The following is a 24,458-nucleotide window of genomic DNA, read 5'->3' as shown; positions in this document are numbered from 1 at the left end:
CCTGCCGAAGCACTGGATGAGTATCTAAAGTCTGTACAACAACCCAGTGTTGCGACGACCGGTTGAATCCGCCCAATACACCAGCCAGCTCTTTCAGTCCGCGCTGCTGGAGCATGGGATAACGCAAAGCATGAGCCGCAGAGGGCAGTGCTGGGACAACGCGCCAACAGAGCGTTTCTTCGGGACACTCAAATCAGAGTGGGTGCCCAATAAGGGCTACACGACAGTTGAAGAAGCCAGGCAGGATATAACTAGCTTCTTCATGCGATACAACCGAATCAGGCTCCACAGCTACAACAACTACCTGTCGCCAATAGCCATGGAGCAAAAAGCGGCATAAACACCGTAATCGGTGTCCGGGATGACTTGACCAGTTCAATGTTGCCCATCTGAGTGCTGGTCCAGTCTCAGATGCCAAAAGTGCTAATCCAGCTATTTTTTGGCAAATGACTAGCGTTAGCGACTGGGCGCAGGTGTGTAAGGTGTTGCTCTGGCGGCTTTGCCTCATGTACCTCTACCGCGCAATTCCTGATTTATGCCCCACAATGCGATTGGTGCGGGCTTGTATGTCGGTGGGGGGGATTGTCCGGCTAGAACGATACGTCAAGGTAGTCGATTTCCCCCCATGGTGTTGGCTTATAAGGCCTTGAAATACAAGGGGTGGCACAGGGCTAGCAAAAAAAATCAAAAAAATCCTCAAGCAACTTGCATTTACGACGATAACTATTACGAAGGTTCTCTAGGCCACACCCGGCGGTTGCCAGGGCCGGAAGCCGCAGTATCCAACTCACGAGGATTTCGTCATGGCAATGTCCGTAAACACCAACATCACTTCCCTGGGCGTCCAGAAGAACCTGAACAAAGCTTCCGACGCTTTGAGCCAGTCGATGAACCGTCTGTCTTCCGGCCTGAAAATCAACAGCGCCAAAGACGACGCCGCTGGCATGCAGATCGCCAACCGTCTGGGCAACCAGGTCAAAGGCCTGAACGTGGCTATCGCCAACGCCAACAACGGCGTGTCGATCGCTCAAACTGCTGAAGGCGCGATGCAAGAATCCACCAACACCCTGCAGCGTCTGCGTGAACTCGCCCTGCAAGCGGCCAACGGTGATAAAAGCGACGCTGACCGTGTTTCCCTGCAACAAGAATTCACCGCTAAAGTGGGTGAGCTGACCCGTATTGCCAACACCACGACTTTCGGTGGTCGTAACCTGCTCGACGGTTCGTTCAACAACGTAGCGTTCCAGATCGGTGCCAACGCCAACGAAACCATCTCGTTCGGCATGACTGATATCAGCGCTACCGCTCTGAAAGGCGAGTACAGCGAAGCCACCGCTAATGGTGCTGCTCTGGCTGGTATCAGTGCCACCTCCATCGGTGCTTCGCTGTCGGGCGCCAAAGCTACCGGCGCTGTTACAGCTGCCCTGCAAGCAGCCGGTGGTGGTATTGCTACTGGTGGTGCAATAATCAACATCAACGGTAAAGATATTGCGCTGACCGCCGCTGACAAAGGTGCAGCCGTTGCAACTGCGATCAACGCCGCTAATGCGGGTGTTACTGCGTCCTGGGACGAGACAGCTGGCAAAATGAGCCTGTCTTCCCCAGCCGCTATTACGGTTGCTGGCGGCGCTGCAGTCGGCATCACTGATGGCAAGACTGCTGCTGCACCTGCTACTGGCGCCACCACCATCGCGGCGGCCGGTGACATTCAGGTGAACGGCAAGGGCGTGACCTGGACTGCCAACGCTACGATCACTTCCGTGCTGGCCAGCATCAAGACTGCTGTAGGCGGCACCGGTGATGCAACCATCGGCACTGATGGCCGTATCCAAATCAAATCCGATGGTGGCAGCGACGTCGTTCTGTCGAACAACTCGGCCGGTTCCTTGGCGGCTCTGGGTCTGTCGGCGGGTACTTCTCAAGCCAAGTTGACCGCAGACACTTCGGTAAGCCTGAACGGCGTTGAAGTGAAGTTCAAGAAGGGTGACACCACTGACGCGATCGTTTCCTCGATCAACAGTGCGAGCACCGGCGTGAACGCTAGCAAAAACGGTGACGGCAGCCTGGCTCTGTTCTCCAAGAAAGACATCGTCATCGCTGACGGTAGTGCAGGTACCGGCCTGACCGCTCTGGGCCTGACTGCGGGTACCACTGCTTCGACTACGCTGGAAACCACCGTTTCCAACCTGAGCATCCTGAGCGCGGCCAGTTCGCAACAGGCTATCCAGGCTCTGGACGGCGCCATGCAGCAGATCGACAGTCAGCGTTCGCAACTGGGTGCGGTGCAAAACCGTTTCGCCAGCACCGTGGCCAACCTGCAGAGCATTTCGCAGAACTCCGCAGCTGCCAAAGGCCGCGTAGAAGACGCTGACTTCGCTTCCGAAGCCGCTGAACTGACCAAGCAACAAACCCTGCAACAGGCTTCCACTGCGATCCTGTCCCAGGCCAACCAACTGCCATCCGCTGTACTGAAGCTGCTTCAGTAATAACGGCCAGCGGTTAATCAACGGGGGGGTGCTAACGTGCCCTTCCGTTTTTTCAGTTTGGAGGTGATGACATGGACATAAGCATCAGGCTGAACACGTCTTACCCGGCTGCTACCACCCAGGCTTCTGGTGTGGTGACAACACAGGCCAAGCCGCTTGTGGCGCAGGCCGATAACGAGCCCACCGAGGAACCGCAGCGAGTGGCCCTGGAAAAAGCGGTAACCGATATGCGTGAGTTTGTGCAGGCTTCACAGCGCAACCTGGATTTTTCCATCGATGACTCCACCGGGAAGGTGGTGGTCAAGGTGATTGCTACCGACAGCGGTGAAGTGATCCGACAAATTCCATCGGAGACTGCGTTGAAGCTGGCGCAGAACCTGAGCGATGCCAGCAGCCTGTTGTTTGATACAAAGGCTTGAGTTGGCACGAAACATGTTTCTGATTGCTGCTTGGGCGTTCGTACGCCAAAAAAGCGGCAACCGCAGGACAAGGAGAGTAGCAAATGGCTAGTTCAACGATTTCCGGCCCCGGTTCGGGCTACGACACCCAGGCTATCGTCAAGGCGTTGGTGGGGGCCGAAAGGGCGCCTAAAGACGCGCAGATCACCGCCCAGCAGAAGGAGACAACCGTCAAGCTGTCGGCCGTGGGCTCTGTGAAAACGGCACTGGAAGCCTACCAGGCGGCAATCACCAAGTTGAACAACGTCGCCTCCTTCAATGGCCTGGCTGCTACGACCTCCGAAGAGAAAAACGTCAAGGTCACCCTGGGTGAGGGGGCCTCCAGCGGCAAGTACACGGTGATAGTGAACGACCTGGCAACATCCTCGAAAGTGACCAGTAAGGTGTTCGAGGGGGGCGCATCGGGCAAGGCCAACAACAGTGATGACAACCAGACGTTGACCATTAACCAGTCCGGTAAAAGTTATGATGTGATAGTTCCCGGTGGAGCGACCCTGCAGCAGGTGCGCGAATCCATCAATACTCAGTTATCTGCCCAAGGCATCAGCGCCAACGTCTTGAGTGATGCCAACGGCGCACGCCTGGTGATCGGCTCCTCGACCAGCGGCGTAGGGACCGACATCACTCTCAGCGGTGATTCCGAGCTGGCGACGGGGTACGATGCCGGCAAACCCGCGCAAAACGCCAAGTACTCTATCGATGGCATTGCCATGGAGTCCACCAGCAACAAAGTGACCTCCGCGATCAGTGGGGTAACTCTGGATCTGGTGGCCGCCGAAAACCCTGCAAAGGCGGTCACTATCACCGTGGCCAGCAACACCGACACTCTGAAGACCTCGGTGCAGTCGTTCGTCACCGCCTACAACGCGCTGATGACCGCCATCAACACCCAGACCAAGGTCACCGCGACAGGCGATACGTCTACCACCACGGCGGGCGCCCTGACCGGTGATGCCTCGATGCGTCAGTTGGTGTCCAGTTTGCGCTCCGAGCTGACGAATGGTTCCGGTGCGGGCGGCATCGGCAGCCTGGCCCAGATGGGGATCACCACTGACCAGAAAACCGGCTTGCTGAGCCTGGATGACAAGACGTGGGACAAGGCTGTGGTCAAGGGCGCAGGGGACATCGCCAGGATGTTCACCGGCGATACCGGCCTGATCACGCGCATGAACAAGGCGACCGCCAGCTACGTCGGCACCACCGGCACCTTGGCAACTCGTGCGACGGATCTCAACACCAAGCTGACTGACCTGACCACTGAAAAGGCTGACCTGGATCGCCGCATGGAAGCGTTGCAGAAGTCCCTGTCGGCCAAGTACACGGCCATGGACACGATGATTGCGCAGATCAACTCCCGCAGCTCCAGCATCATGACTACCCTCAACGCGCTGAACAATCCGAAGTCGAATTGATAAACGACGCGCCAGTGCCCCGAAAGAGGGGCCTGGCACCGGGTCATGAATTAAAGTTTTCCCGGGTGCAGTCGAAAAACTGGTTAAGCAAACCTATTTGACTGTGACCTGTTACGAGGCAACAACATGAACCCTATGAGAGCCCTTCGCCAATACCAGAAGGTCAATTCCCATGCCCAGGTGTCCGAGGCTAGCCCTCATCGCCTGATCCAGATGCTGCTGGAAGGTGGGCTGGAGCGTCTTGCCCAGGCGAAGGGTGCGATGGCTCGTGGTGATACCCCGCAAAAGTGCCTGTTACTCACCAAGGCTATCGATATTATTACCGGCCTGCGTCAAGGCCTGGATGAAGACAAGGCCGAAGACCCGGCTGCAATCCAGCGCCTGGCGAGCCTGTATGACTATATGAATTCGCGTCTGCTTCAAGCAAATGCCAGCAACGACCCGGAAGTTATCGACGAAGTTGCACGTTTGCTGATTACTGTAAAAGAAGGCTGGGATGCCATCGCGCCACAATAAGGCCGTCGGCCTTGAGGAACACAGCATGAGCCACGCACTGCAACGGATTGACGAAACCCGCGACGCCTTGGTTGGCGCGCTGGCGGAACGCAATTGGGATGCTATCAGCGAATTGGACATGGGCTGCCGTGTCTGGATCGACGAAGTACTCAGCGAAGCGCCGGTGGACGAGGACGCGCTACGGGAGAAGCTGGAGAGCCTGTTGGCGGTCTACCAGCAACTGCTGGAAGTGACGACCGGCGAGCGCCAGGCGATTTTTGAAGAGATGTCGCAGATCAACCAAGCGAAAAATGCGTCAAAGGTTTACCATCTGTTCGGCTGATCTGGCTCAGTTAATCCGAACATAGCGCGTCATAAATTTGACTGGTCGCATAATTTTGACTTAACTAGTGCTATTTTCAGACGTCAGGTATCCGTAGCGCAGAAAACGCCTACAGCTATCTAGATTGCCCCGATTCGAGGGCATTTGAGTTTTACTAGGGAAGTTGCTATTGCATGTGGCGTGAAACCAAAATTCTGCTGATCGATGACGATAGCGTTCGCCGCCGCGACCTGGCGGTGATTTTGAATTTTCTTGGCGAAGAAAATTTGCCCTGCGGCAGCCATGATTGGCAGCAGGCTGTCAGCTCTTTGTCATCGAGCCGTGAAGTCATCTGTGTGCTGATCGGGACGGTAAACGCTCCTGGCGCAGTTCTGGGCCTGTTAAAGACACTCTCAACCTGGGATGAGTTCCTTCCCGTGTTGCTGATGGGCGATATTTCTTCCGTGGATTTGCCGGAAGACCAGCGCCGCCGTGTGCTTTCCACCCTGGAAATGCCCCCCAGCTACAGCAAATTGCTCGACTCCCTGCACCGTGCCCAGGTCTATCGCGAGATGTACGACCAGGCCCGCGAGCGCGGCCGTCACCGCGAACCCAACCTGTTCCGCAGCCTGGTCGGCACTAGCCGTGCGATCCAGCACGTGCGCCAGATGATGCAGCAAGTGGCCGATACCGACGCCAGCGTGCTGATCCTCGGCGAGTCCGGCACCGGCAAGGAAGTGGTTGCGCGTAACCTGCATTACCATTCCAAGCGCCGCGACGGACCTTTTGTGCCGGTCAACTGCGGGGCGATCCCGGCAGAGCTGCTCGAAAGCGAGCTGTTCGGCCACGAGAAGGGCGCCTTTACCGGCGCGATCACCAGCCGTGCCGGGCGTTTTGAGCTGGCCAACGGCGGCACCCTGTTCCTCGACGAAATCGGCGATATGCCGCTGCCGATGCAGGTCAAGCTGTTGCGCGTATTGCAGGAGCGGACCTTTGAGCGCGTGGGCAGCTACAAGACTCAGAGCGTCGACGTGCGCATCATTGCCGCGACGCACAAGAACCTCGAGAGCATGATCGAGGTCGGCAGCTTCCGCGAAGACCTGTACTACCGCCTCAACGTATTCCCCATCGAGATGGCCCCGCTGCGTGAGCGCGTGGAAGACATCCCGTTGCTGATGAACGAACTGATCTCGCGCATGGAACACGAAAAACGCGGCTCGATCCGTTTCAACTCCGCCGCAATCATGTCCCTGTGCCGCCACGGCTGGCCGGGCAATGTGCGCGAGCTGGCCAACCTGGTGGAGCGCATGGCGATCATGCATCCGTACGGGGTGATCGGCGTGGTCGAGTTGCCAAAGAAGTTCCGCTACGTCGACGACGAAGACGAGCAACTGGTGGACAGCCTGCGCAGCGACCTCGAAGAGCGGGTAGCGATCAACGGCCACACCCCGGACTTCGGCGCCAACGCCATGTTGCCGCCCGAAGGCCTGGACCTGAAGGACTACCTCGGCAGCCTGGAACAAGGGCTGATCCAGCAGGCCCTGGACGACGCCAATGGCATCGTCGCCCGCGCCGCCGAGCGCCTGCGTATCCGCCGCACCACCCTGGTGGAAAAGATGCGCAAGTACGGCATGAGCCGCCGTGAAGGTGATGAACAGGCGGATGATTGACGCCTGTTTTTTAACCTGCTGAAAAATAAGGATATTTTTTTCGGCACGGGTATTGCTATAGCACTCGCAACGTTCCGTTTAACTGACGGTCAGCCAAGCGAGAGAGCACGATGCCCCACGCCGCCCACCTTTCTTCAGTCCCTGACACCCAGGGACTCGTCCCGTCCGTAGAGCAGATCAGCCGGCAAGGGTTGGAACAGGCATTTTCGCTGTTCAGCCAGATGTCCAGCCAGTTGACGGACTCCTACAGCCTGCTGGAAGCCCGGGTCTCGGAGCTCAAGGGCGAGTTGGCGGTGGTCAGTGCCCAGCGCATGCAAGAGCTGGCCGAGAAAGAACGCCTGGCCAACCGTCTGCAAAACCTCCTCGATCTGTTGCCCGGCGGGGTGATTGTGATCGACGACCAGGGCCGCGTGCGCGAAGCCAACCCGGCGGCCTGCGAGCTGCTGGGCCTGCCGCTGGAAGGCGAGCTGTGGCGCCATGTCATCACCCGCTGCTTTGCCCCCCGTGAAGACGACGGTCACGAAATTTCCCTCAAGGACGGGCGCCGCCTGTCCATCGCCACCCGTTCCCTGGACGCCGAGCCCGGCCAACTGGTGCTGCTCAACGACCTGACAGAAACCCGTCACCTGCAGGACCAATTGGCGCGCCATGAACGCCTGTCGTCCCTGGGGCGGATGGTCGCTTCTTTGGCGCATCAGATCCGCACGCCGTTGTCCGCCGCGTTGATCTACGCCAGTCATTTGACTGATGAGCAATTGCCGGTCGCCACCCATCAGCGGTTTGCCGGGCGGCTCAAGGAGCGCCTGCATGAGCTGGAGCACCAGGTGCGTGACATGCTGGTCTTCGCCCGGGGCGAGTTGCCGCTGACCGACCGGGTCACGCCCGCCGCCTTGCTGCAATCGCTGCAAGCCGCCGCCGCGACCCATGTCCAGGAAGCCTCCGTGCGCTGGCAGTGCGACAGCCACTGGGGCGAACTGCTGTGCAACCGCGACACCCTGGTGGGCGCGCTGCTCAACCTGATCGAAAACGCCAGCCAGGCCAGCGGGCCGGGGGCGCGCCTCAAAGTGCACCTGTACAGTCGCGGGCAAACCCTTCGCCTGTGCATCAGCGACAGCGGCAGCGGGATTGATCCGGCGGTGTTGCAGCGCCTGGGTGAACCCTTCTTTACCACCAAGACCAACGGCACCGGCCTGGGGCTGACCGTGGTCAAGGCAGTGGCCCGTGCCCATCAGGGAGAATTGCAGTTGCGTTCCCGTGTGGGGCGCGGCACCTGTGCATTGATAACGCTGCCGTTGTTTTCGGGCGCGGCCAGCGCGGAGTAAGGATAAATGGCTATCAAGGTTTTACTGGTTGAAGACGATCGCGCCCTGCGTGAAGCACTGGCTGACACGCTGCTGTTGGCAGGCCATGACTATCGGGCGGTCGGTTCGGCCGAGGAAGCCTTGGAGGCGGTGGAGCAAGCGTCCTTCAGCCTGGTGGTCAGCGACGTCAATATGCCCGGCATGGACGGCCATCAGTTGCTCGGCCTGCTGCGTGCCCGCCAGCCGCAACTGCCGGTGCTGTTGATGACCGCCCACGGCGCGGTGGAGCGCGCGGTAGATGCCATGCGCCAGGGCGCGGCGGACTACCTGGTCAAGCCATTCGAGCCCAAGGCCCTTATCGAGCTGGTGGCGCGCCATGCCCTGGGGGTGATTGGCGCGGCAGACGGCGAGGGGCCGATTGCCGTCGAGCCGGCCAGTGCGCAATTGCTGGAGCTGGCGGCCAAGGTCGCGCGCAGCGATTCCACGGTGCTGATCTCCGGCGAGTCCGGCACCGGCAAGGAAGTGCTGGCGCGCTACATCCACCAGCAATCCCACCGCGCCAGCCAGCCGTTTATTGCGATCAACTGCGCGGCGATCCCCGACAACATGCTTGAAGCCACCTTGTTCGGCCATGAAAAAGGCTCCTTTACCGGCGCCATTGCCGCCCAGGCCGGCAAGTTCGAGCAGGCCGATGGCGGCACCATCTTGCTCGACGAAATCTCGGAAATGCCCCTGGGCCTGCAAGCCAAGCTGCTGCGCGTGCTGCAAGAGCGCGAAGTGGAGCGGGTAGGCGCGCGCAAGCCGATCCAGCTGGATATCCGTGTGGTTGCCACCACCAACCGCGACCTCGCCGGCGAAGTGGCGGCGGGGCGCTTCCGTGAAGACCTGTTCTACCGGCTCTCAGTGTTCCCGTTGGCCTGGCGCCCGCTGCGTGAACGCCCGGCCGATATCGTGCCGCTGGCCGAGCGCCTGCTGGGCAAGCACGTCAATAAAATGAAGCACGCCCAGGCACGCCTGTCGGCCGAGGCCCAGGCCTGCCTGATCAGCTACCCCTGGCCCGGCAACGTGCGCGAGTTGGACAACGCGATCCAGCGCGCGCTGATTTTGCAGCAGGGCGGCCTGATCCAGCCCCAGGACTTCTGCCTGGCCCTCGGCGCCAGCGCCGCGCCGCTGCCGAGCCTGGCCCCGGCCCCACTGGAAAGCGCTCCGGCCGAGGCTGCGGGCGGCCTGGGCGACGACCTGCGTCGCCGCGAATTCCAGATGATCATCGACACCCTGCGCGCCGAGCGTGGCCGCCGCAAAGAAGCGGCCGAGCGCCTGGGCATCAGCCCGCGCACCCTGCGTTACAAGCTGGCGCAAATGCGCGATGCCGGGATGGATGTGGAAGCGTTCCTTTTCGCCAGCTGAGATGCATATCAGCTGACAAGGGTTGTCGGCTTTTCTTACGAGTTGCCAAGGAGCTGGCACCCTTGTTGCTACTACCCGTACTAACCGCTGCGTAGTGTCAAAAAATTGCGGGTCGTCGGAGAGAGAAGTTCATGAGCCAAGGTGTTGAGTTCAATCGGTTGATGTTGGATATGCGTTCCATGCAAATGGACGCCATGTCTCAGCCGAAATCCGTCGCGCCAGTGCCGGAATTGGGCCAAAGCAGCTTTGCCGATATGCTCGGTCAAGCCATCAACAAAGTCAGCGACACCCAGCAGGCCTCCAGCCAGTTGGCGACGGCCTTTGAAATCGGCAAGAGCGGCGTGGATCTCACCGATGTGATGATCGCTTCGCAAAAAGCCAGCGTTTCCTTCCAGGCCTTGACCCAGGTGCGTAACAAGCTGGTTCAGGCTTATCAAGACATCATGCAGATGCCGGTTTAAGGACGAGATTTAAGTCATGGCAGAAGCAGTCGTGGATAACGTACCCGCCAAGACAGACGGCAAGGCGCCGCTGTTTGGCCTGTCGTTCCTGGAAAACCTCTCGGAAATGACCATGTTGCGTCAGGTGGGCCTGATGGTCGGCCTGGCAGCCAGCGTGGCGATTGGTTTTGCCGTGGTGTTGTGGTCCCAGCAGCCCGATTACCGGCCGCTCTATGGCAGCCTGGCGGGGATGGATGCCAAGCAGGTCATGGAAACCCTGGCCGCCTCCGATATCGCCTACACCATCGAACCCAACTCCGGCGCCTTGCTGGTCAAGGCCGACGATGTGGCCCGGGCCCGCTTGAAGCTGGCGGGTGCCGGCGTGGCCCCGACCGATGGCAACATCGGCTTTGAGATTCTCGATAAAGACCAGGGCCTGGGCACCAGCCAGTTTATGGAAGCCACCCGCTACCGTCGCGGCCTGGAAGGCGAACTGGCGCGCACCATCGCCAGCCTGAACAACGTCAAGGGCGCCCGTGTGCACCTGGCCATCCCGAAAAGCTCGGTCTTCGTACGCGACGAGCGCAAGCCCAGCGCCTCGGTACTGGTCGAGCTGTTTGCCGGGCGCTCCCTGGAGCCGGGCCAGGTCCTGGCCATCGTCAATCTGGTGGCGACCAGCGTGCCCGAGTTGAGCAAGTCGCAGATCACCGTGGTCGACCAGAAGGGCAACCTGCTCTCCGACCAGGCGGAAAACTCCGCGCTGACCATGGCCGGCAAGCAGTTCGACTACAGCCGCCGCATGGAGAGCATGCTCACCCAGCGCGTGCACAACATCCTGCAACCGGTGCTGGGCAATGACCGCTACAAGGCCGAAGTGTCCGCCGATGTGGATTTCAGCGCCGTCGAGTCGACCTCCGAGCAGTTCAACCCCGACCAGCCGGCCCTGCGCAGCGAGCAATCGACCAGCGAACAACGCACCGCCGCCAATGGTCCGCCGCAAGGCGTGCCCGGTGCCCTGAGCAATCAGCCGCCAGCCCCGGCCAGTGCCCCGCAAACCACCGGCGGCGCTGCCACAGCTGCCGGCGCGATCCAGCCCGGCCAGCCGCTGTTGGACGCCAACGGCCAGCAAATCATGGACCCGGCCACCGGCCAGCCGATGCTTGCGCCTTACCCGGCCGACAAGCGTTCGCAATCGACGAAAAACTTCGAGCTGGACCGCTCCATCAGCCACACCAAGCAACAGCAGGGGCGCTTGAACCGTCTGTCGGTGTCGGTGGTGGTGGATGACCAGGTCAAGATCAACGCCGCCAACGGCGAAACCACCCGGGCCCCGTGGACCGCCGATGAATTGGCGCGCTTCACCCGCCTGGTGCAGGACGCCGTGGGCTTCGATGCCAGCCGTGGCGACAGTGTCAGCGTGATCAACATGCCGTTCTCCCTGGAGCGCGCTGAGGTGATTGCCGATATTCCGTTCTACTCTCAACCCTGGTTCTGGGACATCGTCAAACAAGTGCTGGGGGTGTTGTTCATCCTGGTGCTGGTGTTCGGCGTGCTGCGCCCTGTGCTCAACAACATCACCGGCCACGGCAAGAAGCAGCTGGCGCCGTTCGGCGATGTCGAGTTGGGTGGCATGGGCGGCCTGGATGGCGAACTGGCCAACGACCGCGTCAGCCTCGGCGGCCCGCAGAGCATTCTGCTGCCAAGCCCGAGCGAAGGCTATGACGCGCAGTTGAATGCAATCAAAAGTCTGGTGGCAGAAGACCCGGGTCGTGTGGCCCAGGTCGTGAAAGAGTGGATCAACGCAGATGAGTGAGAATCGAGCCTCTGTTGCCAAGCTGACCCGGGTCGACAAAGCCGCCGTGCTGTTGCTGTCCCTGGGTGAGACCGACGCGGCCCAAGTGCTGCGCCATATGGGCCCCAAGGAAGTGCAGCGGGTCGGCGTGGCCATGGCGCAGATGCGCAATGTGCACCGCGAGCAAGTCGAACAGGTGATGAGCGAGTTCGTCGAGATCGTCGGCGACCAGACCAGCCTGGGTGTGGGCTCCGACAGCTATATCCGTAAGATGCTCACCTCGGCCCTGGGCGAAGACAAGGCCAACGGCCTGATCGACCGCATCCTGCTGGGCGGCAACACCAGTGGCCTGGACAGCCTCAAGTGGATGGAGCCGCGGGCGGTGGCGGACGTGATCCGTTACGAGCACCCGCAGATCCAGGCGATTGTCGTGGCTTACCTGGACCCGGACCAGGCCGGCGAAGTGCTCGGCCATTTCGACCACAAGGTGCGCCTGGATATCATCCTGCGCGTCTCATCGTTGAACACCGTGCAACCGGCGGCCCTGAAAGAACTGAATACCATCCTGGAGAAGCAGTTCTCCGGCAACTCCAATGCGGCCCGTACCACCCTGGGTGGCATCAAGCGCGCGGCCGATATCATGAACTTCCTCGACAGCTCGGTGGAAGGCCAGTTGATGGACTCGATCCGCGAGATCGACGACACCCTGTCGGGGCAGATCGAAGACCTGATGTTCGTGTTCAACAACCTGTCCGATGTCGACGACCGTGGCATCCAGGCCTTGCTGCGCGAAGTGTCCTCCGACGTGCTGGTGCTGGCCCTCAAGGGCTCGGACGAGGGCGTCAAGGAAAAGATCTTCAAAAACATGTCCAAGCGTGCCTCCGAACTGTTGCGCGACGACCTCGAAGCCAAGGGCCCGGTACGCGTCAGCGACGTGGAAACCGCACAGAAAGAAATCCTCACCATTGCCCGCCGTATGGCCGAAGCCGGAGAAATCGTTCTCGGCGGGAAGGGCGGCGAAGAAATGATCTAAGGCGCTGCGCATGTCGAACAAAGATGAGACGCCCAGCGACTTGATTCGCGCCCGGGACGTCGGCGGGTTCGACGTCTGGTCGTTGCCCAGCTTCGACCCGTTCCAGCCCGAACCCGAGCCCGAACCGGTCGAAGAGGTGCCGGTGGAGATGGAGGAAGTGCCCCTGGACGAAGTCCAGCCACTGACCCTCGAAGAGCTCGAAAGCATCCGCCAGGAGGCTTACAACGAAGGCTTTGCCACCGGCGAAAAAGAAGGTTTCCACAGCACCACCCTCAAGGTCCGCCAGGAAGCTGACGCGGCCCTGAGTGTGAAGCTGGCAAGCCTGGAGCAGCTGATGGGCAACCTGTTCGCGCCGATTGCCGAGCAGGACTCGCAGTTGGAAAAAGCCATGGTAGGCCTGGTGGAACACATCACCCGCCAGGTGATCCAGCGTGAACTGGCGCTGGACTCCAGCCAGATCGAAAGCGTGATGCGCGAAGCCCTCAAGCTGCTGCCCCTGGGCGTCGGCAATGTGCGGCTGTACATCAACCCGCAGGATTTCGAGCAGGTCAAAGCCCTGCGCGAGCGGCATGAGGAAACCTGGCGGATTGTCGAGGATGGCGCGTTGCAGCCCGGTGGTTGCCGGGTCGAGACCGAGCACAGCCGCATCGACGCCACGGTCGAGACGCGCATCACGCAGATCATGGCCAAGCTGTTCGACCAGATGCACGAACAGGCGCTGCACCCGGCGGCGCCAGACCTGAGCACGGACCTGGACGCGCCGGATGCGCCTTGACCGCACCAGCTTCGCCAAGCGCCTGGGGGGCTACATCGAAGCCACCGAGTTGCCTGGCCAGCCGATCCTGGAAGGCCGCCTGCTGCGTATGGTCGGCCTGACCCTCGAAGCCGAAGGCCTGCGCGCCGCCATGGGCAGCCGCTGCCTGGTGATCAACGATGACAGCTACCACCCGGTGCAGGTGGAAGCGGAGGTCATGGGCTTTTCCGGCAGCAAGATTTTCCTGATGCCCGTGGGCAGCCTCGCCGGTATTGCGCCGGGCGCGCGCGTCGTGCCGTTGGCCGATACCGGGCGCCTGCCCATGGGCATGAGCATGCTCGGCCGGGTGCTCGACGGCGCCGGGCGTGCGCTGGACGGCAAGGGCGGGATGAAGGCCGAAGACTGGGTGCCGATGGACGGCCCGACCATCAACCCGCTCAAGCGCAACCCCATCAGCCAGCCGCTGGACGTGGGCATTCGCTGCATCAACGGTTTATTGACGGTCGGTCGCGGCCAGCGCCTGGGCCTGTTCGCCGGTACGGGCGTGGGCAAGAGTGTGCTGCTGGGCATGATGACGCGCTTTACCGAGGCCGACATTATTGTGGTCGGGTTGATCGGCGAGCGGGGCCGTGAGGTCAAGGAGTTTATCGAGCATATCCTCGGTGAAGAAGGCCTCAAGCGCTCGGTGGTGGTGGCCTCGCCGGCGGACGATGCGCCGCTGATGCGCCTGCGCGCCGCCATGTACTGCACGCGGATTGCCGAATATTTTCGCGACAAGGGCAAGAATGTCCTGTTGCTGATGGATTCCCTCACGCGTTTTGCCCAGGCCCAGCGGGAAATCGCCCTGGCCATTGGCGAGCCGCCGGCAACCAAGGGCTATCCGCCGTCGGTGTTCGCCAAGCTGCCCAAGTTGGTGGAGCGGGCGGGCAATGCCGAGGCCGGTGGCGGCTCGATCACTGCGTTCTATACCGTGTTGTCCGAAGGCGATGACCAGCAGGACCCGATTGCCGACTCGGCGCGGGGCGTGCTCGACGGGCATATCGTGCTGTCACGGCGCCTGGCCGAGGAAGGGCATTACCCGGCCATCGACATCGAAGCGTCCATCAGCCGGGTCATGCCATCGGTGGTCAGCGCCGAGCATATGACCCGCGCCCAGCAGTTCAAGCAGTTGTGGTCGCGCTACCAGCAGAGTCGCGACCTGATCAGCGTCGGCGCCTATGTGGCCGGTGGCGACCGCGAGACCGACCTGGCGATTGCCCTGCAACCGCAATTGGTGACCTACCTGCGCCAGGGCCTGAACGACAATATCAGCCTGGTTGAAAGCGAAGCGCACCTGGCGTCGGTGTTCGCGCCTGCGCCTGGCGGTTAACCGGTCATGGCCACCAGTCGCGCCGCGCGTCTTGCCCCGGTGGTGGAGATGGCCGAAAGCGCCGAACGCACTGCGGCCCAGCGCCTGGGGCATTTCCAGGGCCAGGTGCGCCTGGCCGAGAGCAAGCTGGGCGACCTGGAGCGCTTTCGCGGCGAATACCAGCAGCAGTGGATCGATCGCGGTAGCCAGGGCGTTTCCGGGCAGTGGCTGATGAACTACCAGCACTTTCTCAACCAGCTGGAAAGCGCCGTCGGCCAGCAGCGCCAGAGCCTGGCCTGGCACCAGAACAACCTCGACAAGGCCCGCGAAGGCTGGCAACAGGCCTACGCCCGGGTCGAAGGCCTGCGCAAGCTGGTGCAGCGCTATATCGACGAAGCACGGGCCCTGGAAGACAAGCGCGAGCAGAAGCTGCTGGACGAACTGTCCCAGCGCCTGCCACGCCAGGACCAGTACTAGCCACACCGCCGATCCCACCCATTTGATTCTGTTTGTTGCTCACTCTGCGATCACCTGCTACACCTTGTTGCACATGCCCACGACAAGGAAGCAGTCGTATGTCGGTTGAATCAGAAGTATCCCTGGATGGGACGAAGTTGACGATCGCAGTCAAAGGCCGGTTCGATTTCGGCAGTCACCAGGCCTTTCGAGAGTCCTACGAGCGGTTCTACAAGGTTCCCGAGATCTATGTCGTGGACTTGAAAGAGGCCACCTACCTCGACAGCTCGGCCCTGGGCATGCTGCTGTTGCTGCGCGATCATGCGGGGGGCGATGAGGCCGAGGTACAGGTGGTCAACAGCAGCTCGGACGTGCGCAAGATCCTCGCCATTTCCAACTTCGACAAACTGTTCGACATCAGTTGAGCGCCCAGGCTCTCGAAGCCCTGACGGTGCTGATTGCCGAAGACAGCGCCGCCGACCTGTTGTTGCTGTCGACCATTGTGCGCCGCCAGGGCCATCGGGTGCTGACGGCCAGTGATGGGCAGGAGGCGGTGGCGCTGTTTGCCCGCGAACGCCCGCAGCTGGTGTTGATGGATGCCTTGATGCCGGTGATGGACGGCTTCGAGGCCGCCCGGCAGATCAAGCAGTTGGCGGGCGAGGCCCTGGTGCCGATCATCTTCCTCACCTCCCTGAGTGGCAGCGAAGCCCTGGCGCGCTGCCTGGATGCCGGCGGCGACGACTTCCTGGCCAAGCCTTACAACCCGATCATCCTGGCGGCGAAGATCAACGCCATGGACCGCCTGCGCCGGTTGCAGGCCACGGTGTTGCAGCAGCGCGACCAGATCGCCCGCCACCATGACTACCTGCTGCATGAACAGCGGGTGGCCAAGGCCGTGTTCGACAAGGTCGCCCACTCCGGTTGCCTGAACGCGGCGCACAATATCCGTTACCTGCAATCGCCCTATGCGCTGTTCAATGGCGACCTGCTGCTGGCGGCCTACACGCCATCGGGCGACATGCATGTGCTGCTGGGCGATTTCACCGGGCATGGCTTGCCGGCGGCGGTCGGGGCGATGCCACTGGCCGAGGTGTTCTACGGCATGACTGCCAAGGGCTATGGCCTGGCGCAGACCCTGCGGGAGATGAACGCTAAGCTCAAGCGCATCCTGCCGGTGGATATGTTCTGCTGTGCCACGCTGCTGTGTCTCAGCGCCCCACGTCGGGTGGTGGAGGTGTGGAACGGCGGGATGCCCGATGGCTACGTGCATGAAGTGGCCACGGGGCGGCGCACGCCGCTGGTGTCGCGGCATGTGCCGCTGGGCGTGCTGGCGCCCGAGGCCTTTGACGATCGCACTGAAGTCTGGCCGATGGCCCTGGGCGACCGGGTATTCCTGTTGTCCGATGGCGTGATCGATACCGCCGATGCCAACGAACAGTTGTTTGGGGCGCAACGCTTGCTACAGGTGTTCGCCGCCAACCGCGAGCCTGATTGCCTGTTTGCCGAAATCGAGCAGGCGCTTGCCGCATTCCGTGGCCAGGTGCGGGACGATATCAGCCTGGTCGAGATCAGCTTGCAGGCCGAACAGGTACGGTGTTCGCCGCTGATGCAGTACACCGACAGCGGCCAGTCCTGCCCGCTGGACTGGTCAGTGAGTTTCGAGTTCCGGGCCGAAACCCTCAAGCGTTACAACCCATTGCCGTACCTGCTGCAGTTACTCCTGGAAATACACGGCCTGCGCGGCCAGAGCGGGGCGCTGTACAGTGTGATGGCCGAGTTGTATGCCAATGCCCTGGAACATGGCGTGCTAGGCCTGGACTCCCGGCTCAAGCGCGATGCACAGGGGTTTGCCCGCTACTATCGCCAGCGCAACGAGCGGCTCGACCAATTGGGCAGTGGCTACGTGCGTGTGCATGTGGATGTGGTGCCGACCCAGGCCGGCGGCTGCCTGAGCCTGCGTATCGAAGACAGCGGTGCGGGATTCGATGTCGAAAAAGTCCTGGCGCGGCCGTTGGAGGTTGACCGTCTGTCCGGGCGTGGGCTGAATCTGGTCCGGCAACTGGGCAGCAATGTACGCTGGGCAGATGGCGGGCGCAGTGTGTGCGTGGAGTTTTCCTGGGAGGCTCTGGCATAATCCGTCGATTCTTGATCAAGGAGCGAACAAGTGACGCAGATACATATGGACCCTGAAGTGTTGGTGGGTTTGCAGGAAGTGATGGAGGGCGAATACCCCCATTTGCTCGACACGTTCCTGGATGACTCGCAAAAGCGCGTCGAAGCGTTGCGCAAGGCACGCGATGACGCCAAGGCCCTGGGGCGCATCGCCCACAGCTTCAAGGGCAGCAGCGGTAACCTCGGAGCGGTGCGCCTGGCGCGGCTGTGCCAGCGCCTGGAGGCCGAGTCGGCCAAGGCGCAGGTTGCCGACCTGGGCAAGCTGGTCGATCAGATCGACCACGAGTTTGCGTTGGTCAAGCCGTTGTATGAGTCGGAGCGCCAGCGGTTCTAGGCGTGTGTGGGCCCATTGGAAAAGCTGGCCCGACTTTTGCTCTCTATCTTCTACCTGCGCCCTCGACCCTGCGCAGCGGAGACCTGAATTATGCCTCTAGCCCCCAACTCGCTCCTGCAGGCTGCCCCCGCAGCCAAGCCCCAGGCTTCCTCCGCCAATGCGCAGGCGACGGCCGCGGACACGCGGGCCAAAGCGCCAGGCTTTGCACAGGTGTTCGCCAAGGAGTCCAGGGCGGCACCCGCCAAGGCTGTGGAGATGGCGCCCAAGCCGAGCCGGGACAAGCCGGCCGACACCAGCGCCAAGAAGGAGGTCGGCAACGACAAGCCTGCCGCTGGCACTCCAGCTGTTGCCGATAGCGGCAAGACTTTGCCTGCCACCGCGCCCGCCAAGGCGGCCGGCAGCGATGACGATAAAAACGCGGACAAAGACCTGGCGCAGGTCCTGCCGCCGGCGGTCGATCCCGTGGTCGATCCGGCCTTGGTCGTCGCCGTGACACCTGCTCCGGCGGCGGTCCAGGCCGGCGTGGTGGATGACGCCGCCACGCCGCTGCTGGTGACCACTGCGCCGGTCACTGAAGAAGTGGCACCCGCCTTCGACCCCGAAGCCGACCCCTTGGACGCCTTGCCGGCCGTGCGCCTGGCGATGGAGCAGGGCGGCCATGTGTCTGCCAGCAGCCAGGCGGCGCAAAAGAACCTGCCGACCCAGGCTGAGCCCACCGCCGCACAGAACTTCACCAACGGCCTGGCGGCCATGGTCGAGCAGCAGGCGGCCAAGGACAGCACCGACCAGGGTGGCGAAAAGGCCTTCAGCGGCCTGATCGAAGACGGCCTCAAGGACCTGAAGAGCGCGAGCAGCGACACCCGTGTCGATGATTTTGCCAATCGCCTGGCGGCCCTGACCCAAGCCGCCACGCCCAAGTCCGCCAACGCCTTGCCCCTCAATAACCAGCCGCTGGCCATGCACCAGGGTGGCTGGACCGAGGAAGTGGTGAACCGGGTCATGTACCTGTCCAGCGCCAACCTCAAGTCTGCCGATATTCAGTTGCAGCCTGCCGAGTTGGGGCGCCTGGATATCCGCGTGAACATGACGGCCGACCAGCAGGCCCAGGTGAACTTCATGAGCGGCCATGCCGCCGTGCGCGAGGCCCTGGAAAGCCAGTCCGGGCGCCTGCGGGAGATGTTCGCCCAGCAGGGCATGGGCCAGGTCGACGTGAACGTGTCCGACCAGTCCCGTGGCTGGCAGGGCCAGGGCCAGGAGCAACAGCAGAACCCGGCCCGGGGTGTCAATGGCAGTGGCGGGCACAGCGATGGGCATGACACAGGCCTGGCTGGCGACGTCACCGAAGTGGCGGCACCGATAGCCCAATCCATCATCGGCTCCAGTGCCGTGGACTACTACGCCTGACCTGAGGTCAACGCCGATCAAAATGTGGGAGCGGGCTTGCTCGCGATAGCGGTAGATCAGTTAGCAACTATGTAACTGACATACCGCTATCGCGAGCAAGCCCGCTCCCACATGGGTTTTGCGCTGTTGCTGAAATCCGTGACAACTCTGGCATAACACTTGCTCTTGCCTTCCCGTGGATCTATGAAACCTCGAATAGTGACGGATTATTGGCATGGCGAAGAGTGACGACGCAGCACCCGCTCCTGCAGCAGGCAAGGGCAAGCTCAAGATGATCCTGCTGATTGTCGTGGCCTTGTTATTGGCCATCGGCGTGTCGGTGGGCGCGACCTGGTTTTTCATGCACAGTGCCCAGAGCAAGCCTGCACCGGTGGCCGAGGTTGCCACCAACGCCAAGCAACCGGCGATCTTCGAGCAGATGCTCCCGGCCTTTGTCGCCAACTACAACCAGAACGGTCGGCAACGCTACCTGCAGGTGAGTATTACCCTGCTGGCACGCAACCAGGCGGACCTGGACGCGCTCAAGGTGCATATGCCGGTGATCCGCAACAACCTGGTGATGCTGTTCTCCGGACAGAGTTTCGACAGCCTGGCCACCCCCGTGGGCCAGGAAATGCTGCGCCAGAAGGTCACTGCCAGCGTGCAGGAAGTGGCCCAGAAAGAGCTCGGCAAAGTCGTGGTCGAGCAGGCGCTCTTCACTAATTTCGTATTGCAGTAGGATCACGACATGGCCGTGCAAGACCTGCTGTCCCAGGATGAAATCGATGCCCTGTTGCATGGCGTCGACGATGGTCTGGTACAGACCGAAATGTCTGCCGAGCCTGGCAGCGTCAAAAGTTATGACCTGACCAGCCAGGATCGCATCGTCCGTGGACGCATGCCGACCCTGGAAATGATCAACGAACGTTTCGCCCGCTACACCCGTATCAGCATGTTCAACATGCTGCGCCGTTCGGCAGACGTGGCGGTGGGCGGCGTGCAGGTGATGAAGTTTGGCGAGTACGTGCATTCGCTGTACGTGCCCACCAGCCTCAACCTGGTGAAGATCAAGCCCCTGCGCGGCACCGCGCTGTTCATCCTCGACGCCAAGCTGGTGTTCAAGCTGGTGGATAACTTCTTCGGCGGCGACGGCCGTCACGCCAAGATCGAAGGCCGCGAATTCACCCCCACCGAGCTGCGGGTGGTGCGCATGGTGCTGGAACAGGCCTTTATCGACTTGAAGGAAGCCTGGCAGGCGATCATGGAAGTCAACTTCGAGTACATCAACTCGGAAGTGAACCCGGCCATGGCCAACATCGTCGGGCCCAGCGAAGCCATTGTGGTGTCCACCTTCCATATCGAACTCGACGGCGGTGGCGGCGACCTGCACGTGACCATGCCGTACTCGATGATCGAGCCGGTGCGCGAGATGCTCGATGCGGGCTTTCAGTCCGACCTGGATGACCAGGACGAGCGCTGGGTCAAGGCCCTGCGCGAGGACCTGCTGGACGTTGACGTGCCGCTGAGCGCCACCGTGGCGCGCCGCCAGTTGCGCCTGCGGGATATTTTGCACATGCAGCCGGGGGATGTGATTCCCGTCGAACTGCCAGAGGAACTGATCATGCGCGCTAACGGCGTGCCGTCGTTCAAGGTCAAGCTCGGTTCCCACAAGGGCAACCTGGCATTGCAAGTGGTTGAACCGATCAACCGTCGCTGATTCAACCCGATCCTAATTCATGATTGTTTGCTGCGCCGAGGACATGTAATGGCTACCGAACACGAAAACGCTTCCGCCGAAGACCAGGCCCTGGCTGACGAATGGGCGGCTGCCCTGGAAGAAACCGGCGATGCCAGCCAGGATGATATCGATGCCTTGCTGGCGGCCGATGCGGCCACTGCGCCGGTGGGCAAGCGCCTGCCCATGGAAGAGTTCGGCAGCGTGCCGAAAAACCATGAGCCGGTCTCGCTGGATGGCCCCAACCTGGATGTGATCCTCGATATCCCGGTATCGATCTCCATGGAAGTGGGCAGCACCGAAATCAATATTCGCAACTTGCTGCAACTCAACCAGGGCTCGGTGATCGAGCTCGACCGCCTGGCTGGCGAGCCGCTGGATGTATTGGTCAACGGCACGCTGATCGCCCATGGCGAAGTGGTGGTGGTCAACGAGAAGTTCGGCATCCGCCTGACTGACGTGATCAGCCCCAGCGAACGTATCAAGAAGCTGCGCTGAGATGAGTCGCCAGTGGTGGGGACTGTTGTGGGCATTGCCCTTGGGCGTGATGGCGGCTGAACCGGTGGCCCAGGTCGCCGTGCCGGTCGCCGGCGCCAGCGTGACGGGGCAATTGACCCAGCTGGTGCTGGGCCTGTTGCTGGTGGTGGGGCTGATCTTCGTCCTGGCTTGGCTATTGCGCCGGGTACAGCGGATCGGCCCGGGCAGTGCTCAGGTCATTGAGCTGGTCGGCTCGCGAGCCCTGGGCCCGCGTGATCGCCTGGTGCTGGTGCAGGTGGGCGAAGAGCAGATCCTGCTCGGCCTCACCCCTGGCCGGATTACCCCGTTGCACGTGCTCAAGCATCCGGTGAGCGTGGCCCAGACCGAAGCCGCCACACCGGAGTTCGCCCAGCGCCTGATGGAGCTGATGGGCAAGGACCAGAAGGATAAGAAGTAATGCGCGTTCTACTGGCGCTCATGCTGTTGCTGGCAGCACCCCTGGCGTTCGGCGCCGACCCGTTGTCGATCCCGGCGATCACCCTGGGCACCAACGCGGCCGGGGCCCAGGAGTATTCGGTCAGCCTGCAGATCCTGCTGATCATGACGGCGCTGAGCTTTATCCCGGCGTTCGTCATGCTTATGACCAGCTTCACCCGGATCATTATCGTGTTCTCGATCCTGCGCCAGGCCCTGGGCCTGCAGCAGACCCCATCGAACCAGATCCTTACCGGCATGGCGCTGTTTCTGACGCTGTTTATCATGGCGCCGGTGTTCGACAAGGTGAACCAGCAAGCCCTGCAACCCTACCTGGCCGAGAAGCTTACGGCCCAGGACGCGGTGGACAAGGCCCAGGGCCCGATCAAGGATTTTATGCTGTCCCAGACCCGTTCCAGCGACCTGGAGCTGTTTGTGCGCCTGTCCAAACGCACCGATATCGCCAGCCCGGACCAGGCGCCGTTGACCATCCTGGTGCCGGCGTTCGTCACTTCGGAGCTTAAAACCGCGTTCCAGATCGGCTTTATGATCTTTATCCCGTTCCTGATCATCGACCTGGTGGTGGCCAGTGTGCTGATGGCCATGGGTATGATGATGCTGTCGCCGCTGATTATCTCGTTGCCGTTCAAGATCATGCTGTTTGTATTGGTGGATGGTTGGGCGCTGATAATCGGCACCCTGGCCGGCAGTTTCGGAGGGGTATAGCGCCATGACCCCGGAAGTCGCCGTCGACCTGTTTCGTGAAGCGCTGTGGCTGACCACCCTGATGGTCGCCGTGCTGGTGGTGCCCAGCCTGTTGGTGGGCCTGCTGGTGGCGATGTTCCAGGCCGCCACGCAGATCAACGAACAAACCTTGAGCTTCCTCCCGCGTTTGCTGGTGATGCTGGTCACGCTGATCGTGGCCGGCCCCTGGCTGGTGCAGACCTTCATGGAATACATCCTGCAGTTGTACGGCAGTATTCCGCAGTTGATCGGCTGACCTGATGCAGTCCTTGCTGGCCTTGACCGACACCCAGATCAGCACCTGGGTGGCTGCGTTCATCCTGCCGCTGTTTCGCGTGGGCGCCTTGCTGATGACCATGCCGGTGATCGGCACGACCCTGGTTCCCAAGCGCGTACGCCTGTTTTTCACGGTAGCGATCACCGTGGTCATCGTGCCGACGCTGCCGGCGATGCCGCCGGTCAACGCCCTGGACCTCAGTGCGCTGTTGCTGATCGCCGAACAGATCCTGATCGGCGCCTTGATGGGCTTCTCCCTGACCCTGTTCTTCCAGGCCTTCGTGATTGCCGGGCAAATCGTCTCGATCCAGATGGGCATGGGCTTCGCGTCCATGGTCGATCCCACCAACGGCGTGTCGGTGGCGGTGATCGGGCAGTTCCTGACCATGCTGGTGACCCTGCTGTTTTTGGCGATGAACGGGCATCTGGTGGCCTTTGAAATCCTTACCGAGAGCTTCACCACCTTGCCGGTGGGCGAGGGCTTGATCGTCAATCACTTCTGGGAAGTGGTCGGCCGCCTTAGTTGGGTGCTGGGCGCGGCGTTGCTGCTGGTGTTGCCGGCGATCACCGCGCTGCTGGTGGTCAACATTGCCTTTGGCGTGATGACCCGGGCGGCGCCGCAGTTGAACATCTTCGCCATTGGTTTCCCGCTGACCCTGGTATTGGGCCTGGGGATTTTCTGGATCGGCCTGGCCGACATTCTCAATCAGTATCAACCGCTGGCCAGTGACGCCTTGCAGTTTTTACGTGATCTGGCACGGGCGCGCTAAGCCATGGCCGAGAGCGAGAGTGGTCAGGACAAAACAGAAGACCCCACGGAGAAACGTAAAAAGGACTCCCGGGAAAAGGGCGAGATTGCCCGCTCCAAAGAACTCAACACCCTGGCGGTGATGCTCGCCGGTGCCGGTGGCCTGCTGATCTACGGCGGCGGCCTGGCCCAGGACTTGATGGAGATCATGAAGCACAACTTCTCCCTGCCTCGGGAGGTGCTGCTGGACCCGCGCGCCATGGGCATCTACCTGCTGCACTCGGGGAAGATCGCGATCCTGGCCGCGCAACCGGTGCTGATCACCTTGCTCCTGGCGGCGATCATCGGGCCGATTTCCCTGGGGGGCTGGTTGTTTGCGGCCGGCAGCCTGGCGCCCAAATTCAGCCGGATGAACCCTGGCGCCGGGATCAAGCGCATGTTCTCCGCCAAGGCCTTGGTGGAACTGCTCAAGGCCCTGGCGAAGTTTTTTATCATCCTGTTCGTGGCGCTGGTGGTGTTGCAGTCAGATATCGACGATTTGCTGCGCATCGCCCACGAGCCATTGGAACTGGCGATCATCCACAGCGTGCAGTTGGTGGGCTGGAGCTCGTTGTGGATGGCCTGTGGCCTGATCCTGATTGCCGCCGTGGATGCGCCGATCCAGCTGTGGGAAAGCCACAAGAAACTGCTGATGACCAAGCAGGAAGTGCGCGACGAGCATAAGGACCAGGAAGGCAAGCC

27 protein-coding genes are annotated in these 24,458 nt (G+C 61.5%); all 27 read left to right on the top strand.

Annotated elements, in window-relative coordinates:
* Positions 1-46 precede the first annotated feature (46 nt).
* Positions 47-340, top strand: coding sequence for an integrase core domain-containing protein (locus AO268_RS27865; RefSeq protein ID WP_257154468.1), 294 nt, complete (start codon positions 47-49; stop codon positions 338-340).
* Between the two features lie 463 nt (positions 341-803).
* The gene (locus tag AO268_RS27860; RefSeq protein ID WP_099170509.1) at positions 804-2,486 is read left to right on the top strand and encodes a flagellin N-terminal helical domain-containing protein; all 1,683 of its coding nucleotides are present in this window, start codon (positions 804-806) and stop codon (positions 2,484-2,486) included.
* A 71-nt stretch (positions 2,487-2,557) separates the two neighbouring features.
* Positions 2,558-2,905 (top strand): flagellar protein FlaG, encoded by a 348-nt coding sequence (locus AO268_RS27855; RefSeq protein WP_099170508.1) that lies wholly within the window; start codon positions 2,558-2,560, stop codon positions 2,903-2,905.
* A gap of 83 nt (positions 2,906-2,988) precedes the next feature.
* Entirely contained in the window at positions 2,989-4,356 is a 1,368-nt protein-coding gene (gene fliD / locus AO268_RS27850) for a flagellar filament capping protein FliD (protein ID WP_099170507.1), read from the top strand.
* Between the two features lie 126 nt (positions 4,357-4,482).
* Complete coding sequence (fliS, locus tag AO268_RS27845; protein ID WP_099170506.1) at positions 4,483-4,872, top strand: flagellar export chaperone FliS; 390 nt, start codon at positions 4,483-4,485, stop codon at positions 4,870-4,872.
* Positions 4,873-4,897: 25 nt separating this feature from the next.
* Entirely contained in the window at positions 4,898-5,194 is a 297-nt protein-coding gene (locus tag AO268_RS27840) for a flagellar assembly protein FliT (RefSeq protein ID WP_057438799.1), read from the top strand.
* A 173-nt stretch (positions 5,195-5,367) separates the two neighbouring features.
* Positions 5,368-6,843 (top strand): sigma-54 dependent transcriptional regulator, encoded by a 1,476-nt coding sequence (locus AO268_RS27835; protein ID WP_099170505.1) that lies wholly within the window; start codon positions 5,368-5,370, stop codon positions 6,841-6,843.
* 110 nt (positions 6,844-6,953) lie between these two features.
* On the top strand, positions 6,954-8,165 hold the full coding sequence (locus AO268_RS27830) for a sensor histidine kinase (RefSeq protein ID WP_099170504.1): 1,212 nt from the start codon (positions 6,954-6,956) through the stop codon (positions 8,163-8,165).
* A gap of 6 nt (positions 8,166-8,171) precedes the next feature.
* Positions 8,172-9,551: a sigma-54-dependent transcriptional regulator gene (locus AO268_RS27825; protein ID WP_099170503.1), complete on the top strand. Its 1,380-nt coding sequence runs from the start codon at positions 8,172-8,174 to the stop codon at positions 9,549-9,551.
* 131 nt (positions 9,552-9,682) lie between these two features.
* Entirely contained in the window at positions 9,683-10,012 is a 330-nt protein-coding gene (gene fliE, locus AO268_RS27820) for a flagellar hook-basal body complex protein FliE (RefSeq protein WP_099170502.1), read from the top strand.
* 16 nt (positions 10,013-10,028) lie between these two features.
* Positions 10,029-11,804: a flagellar basal-body MS-ring/collar protein FliF gene (gene fliF, locus AO268_RS27815; RefSeq protein WP_099170501.1), complete on the top strand. Its 1,776-nt coding sequence runs from the start codon at positions 10,029-10,031 to the stop codon at positions 11,802-11,804.
* A complete protein-coding gene (gene fliG / locus AO268_RS27810) occupies positions 11,797-12,816 on the top strand; it encodes a flagellar motor switch protein FliG (protein ID WP_099170500.1) in 1,020 nt (339 codons plus the stop codon). Before fliF ends, fliG begins: the two co-directional genes overlap by 8 nt.
* Positions 12,817-12,826: 10 nt before the next feature.
* Positions 12,827-13,591 (top strand): flagellar assembly protein FliH, encoded by a 765-nt coding sequence (gene fliH, locus AO268_RS27805; RefSeq protein ID WP_099170499.1) that lies wholly within the window; start codon positions 12,827-12,829, stop codon positions 13,589-13,591.
* Positions 13,581-14,939: a flagellar protein export ATPase FliI gene (fliI, locus tag AO268_RS27800; RefSeq protein WP_099170498.1), complete on the top strand. Its 1,359-nt coding sequence runs from the start codon at positions 13,581-13,583 to the stop codon at positions 14,937-14,939. Before fliH ends, fliI begins: the two co-directional genes overlap by 11 nt.
* A gap of 6 nt (positions 14,940-14,945) precedes the next feature.
* On the top strand, positions 14,946-15,395 hold the full coding sequence (fliJ, locus tag AO268_RS27795) for a flagellar export protein FliJ (protein ID WP_099170497.1): 450 nt from the start codon (positions 14,946-14,948) through the stop codon (positions 15,393-15,395).
* Positions 15,396-15,493: 98 nt separating this feature from the next.
* Positions 15,494-15,799 carry an STAS domain-containing protein gene (locus tag AO268_RS27790; protein ID WP_099170496.1) on the top strand — a complete coding sequence of 102 codons (306 nt, stop codon included), beginning with the start codon at positions 15,494-15,496 and terminating at the stop codon, positions 15,797-15,799.
* A complete protein-coding gene (locus tag AO268_RS27785; RefSeq protein WP_099170495.1) occupies positions 15,796-17,508 on the top strand; it encodes a fused response regulator/phosphatase in 1,713 nt (570 codons plus the stop codon). The genes AO268_RS27790 and AO268_RS27785 overlap by 4 nt, the downstream gene beginning before the upstream one ends.
* A 30-nt stretch (positions 17,509-17,538) precedes the next feature.
* Complete coding sequence (locus AO268_RS27780; protein ID WP_038446980.1) at positions 17,539-17,880, top strand: Hpt domain-containing protein; 342 nt, start codon at positions 17,539-17,541, stop codon at positions 17,878-17,880.
* Between the two features lie 90 nt (positions 17,881-17,970).
* Positions 17,971-19,284 (top strand): flagellar hook-length control protein FliK, encoded by a 1,314-nt coding sequence (locus AO268_RS27775; RefSeq protein WP_099170494.1) that lies wholly within the window; start codon positions 17,971-17,973, stop codon positions 19,282-19,284.
* Positions 19,285-19,498: 214 nt separating this feature from the next.
* Complete coding sequence (gene fliL / locus AO268_RS27770; protein WP_099170493.1) at positions 19,499-20,002, top strand: flagellar basal body-associated protein FliL; 504 nt, start codon at positions 19,499-19,501, stop codon at positions 20,000-20,002.
* Between the two features lie 9 nt (positions 20,003-20,011).
* Positions 20,012-20,980 (top strand): flagellar motor switch protein FliM, encoded by a 969-nt coding sequence (gene fliM / locus AO268_RS27765; protein ID WP_099170492.1) that lies wholly within the window; start codon positions 20,012-20,014, stop codon positions 20,978-20,980.
* A 48-nt stretch (positions 20,981-21,028) separates the two neighbouring features.
* The gene (gene fliN / locus AO268_RS27760) at positions 21,029-21,496 is read left to right on the top strand and encodes a flagellar motor switch protein FliN (protein ID WP_099170491.1); all 468 of its coding nucleotides are present in this window, start codon (positions 21,029-21,031) and stop codon (positions 21,494-21,496) included.
* Position 21,497: 1 nt separating this feature from the next.
* Positions 21,498-21,932: a flagellar biosynthetic protein FliO gene (gene fliO / locus AO268_RS27755; protein ID WP_257154467.1), complete on the top strand. Its 435-nt coding sequence runs from the start codon at positions 21,498-21,500 to the stop codon at positions 21,930-21,932.
* Complete coding sequence (gene fliP, locus AO268_RS27750) at positions 21,932-22,675, top strand: flagellar type III secretion system pore protein FliP (RefSeq protein ID WP_032859054.1); 744 nt, start codon at positions 21,932-21,934, stop codon at positions 22,673-22,675. The genes fliO and fliP overlap by 1 nt, the downstream gene beginning before the upstream one ends.
* A 4-nt stretch (positions 22,676-22,679) precedes the next feature.
* On the top strand, positions 22,680-22,949 hold the full coding sequence (fliQ, locus tag AO268_RS27745) for a flagellar biosynthesis protein FliQ (RefSeq protein WP_003192936.1): 270 nt from the start codon (positions 22,680-22,682) through the stop codon (positions 22,947-22,949).
* Positions 22,950-22,953: 4 nt separating this feature from the next.
* The gene (gene fliR, locus AO268_RS27740; protein WP_038446990.1) at positions 22,954-23,739 is read left to right on the top strand and encodes a flagellar biosynthetic protein FliR; all 786 of its coding nucleotides are present in this window, start codon (positions 22,954-22,956) and stop codon (positions 23,737-23,739) included.
* 3 nt (positions 23,740-23,742) lie between these two features.
* On the top strand, positions 23,743-24,458 hold a 716-nt coding region (locus AO268_RS27735; RefSeq protein ID WP_176561419.1), incomplete at its 3' end, for an EscU/YscU/HrcU family type III secretion system export apparatus switch protein.

The sequence above is a fragment of the Pseudomonas sp. ICMP 8385 genome, assembly GCF_002699915.1.
In the GTDB taxonomy this organism is placed as follows: domain Bacteria; phylum Pseudomonadota; class Gammaproteobacteria; order Pseudomonadales; family Pseudomonadaceae; genus Aquipseudomonas; species Aquipseudomonas gessardii.
This window is presented reverse-complemented; position numbering and strand designations above follow the sequence as displayed.

Bases quoted from the DNA above. Each gene is read 5' to 3' on its own strand.
- AO268_RS27860 (WP_099170509.1), top strand. From the start codon at position 804: ATGGCAATGTCCGTAAACACCAACATCACTTCCCTGGGCGTCCAGAAG.
- AO268_RS27855 (WP_099170508.1), top strand. From the start codon at position 2,558: ATGGACATAAGCATCAGGCTGAACACGTCTTACCCGGCTGCTACCACC.
- fliD (WP_099170507.1), top strand. From the start codon at position 2,989: ATGGCTAGTTCAACGATTTCCGGCCCCGGTTCGGGCTACGACACCCAG.
- fliS (WP_099170506.1), top strand. From the start codon at position 4,483: ATGAACCCTATGAGAGCCCTTCGCCAATACCAGAAGGTCAATTCCCAT.
- AO268_RS27840 (WP_057438799.1), top strand. From the start codon at position 4,898: ATGAGCCACGCACTGCAACGGATTGACGAAACCCGCGACGCCTTGGTT.
- AO268_RS27835 (WP_099170505.1), top strand. From the start codon at position 5,368: ATGTGGCGTGAAACCAAAATTCTGCTGATCGATGACGATAGCGTTCGC.
- AO268_RS27830 (WP_099170504.1), top strand. From the start codon at position 6,954: ATGCCCCACGCCGCCCACCTTTCTTCAGTCCCTGACACCCAGGGACTC.
- AO268_RS27825 (WP_099170503.1), top strand. From the start codon at position 8,172: ATGGCTATCAAGGTTTTACTGGTTGAAGACGATCGCGCCCTGCGTGAA.
- fliE (WP_099170502.1), top strand. From the start codon at position 9,683: ATGAGCCAAGGTGTTGAGTTCAATCGGTTGATGTTGGATATGCGTTCC.
- fliF (WP_099170501.1), top strand. From the start codon at position 10,029: ATGGCAGAAGCAGTCGTGGATAACGTACCCGCCAAGACAGACGGCAAG.
- fliG (WP_099170500.1), top strand. From the start codon at position 11,797: ATGAGTGAGAATCGAGCCTCTGTTGCCAAGCTGACCCGGGTCGACAAA.
- fliH (WP_099170499.1), top strand. From the start codon at position 12,827: ATGTCGAACAAAGATGAGACGCCCAGCGACTTGATTCGCGCCCGGGAC.
- fliI (WP_099170498.1), top strand. From the start codon at position 13,581: ATGCGCCTTGACCGCACCAGCTTCGCCAAGCGCCTGGGGGGCTACATC.
- fliJ (WP_099170497.1), top strand. From the start codon at position 14,946: ATGGCCACCAGTCGCGCCGCGCGTCTTGCCCCGGTGGTGGAGATGGCC.
- AO268_RS27790 (WP_099170496.1), top strand. From the start codon at position 15,494: ATGTCGGTTGAATCAGAAGTATCCCTGGATGGGACGAAGTTGACGATC.
- AO268_RS27775 (WP_099170494.1), top strand. From the start codon at position 17,971: ATGCCTCTAGCCCCCAACTCGCTCCTGCAGGCTGCCCCCGCAGCCAAG.
- fliL (WP_099170493.1), top strand. From the start codon at position 19,499: ATGGCGAAGAGTGACGACGCAGCACCCGCTCCTGCAGCAGGCAAGGGC.
- fliM (WP_099170492.1), top strand. From the start codon at position 20,012: ATGGCCGTGCAAGACCTGCTGTCCCAGGATGAAATCGATGCCCTGTTG.
- fliN (WP_099170491.1), top strand. From the start codon at position 21,029: ATGGCTACCGAACACGAAAACGCTTCCGCCGAAGACCAGGCCCTGGCT.
- fliO (WP_257154467.1), top strand. From the start codon at position 21,498: ATGAGTCGCCAGTGGTGGGGACTGTTGTGGGCATTGCCCTTGGGCGTG.
- fliP (WP_032859054.1), top strand. From the start codon at position 21,932: ATGCGCGTTCTACTGGCGCTCATGCTGTTGCTGGCAGCACCCCTGGCG.
- fliQ (WP_003192936.1), top strand. From the start codon at position 22,680: ATGACCCCGGAAGTCGCCGTCGACCTGTTTCGTGAAGCGCTGTGGCTG.
- fliR (WP_038446990.1), top strand. From the start codon at position 22,954: ATGCAGTCCTTGCTGGCCTTGACCGACACCCAGATCAGCACCTGGGTG.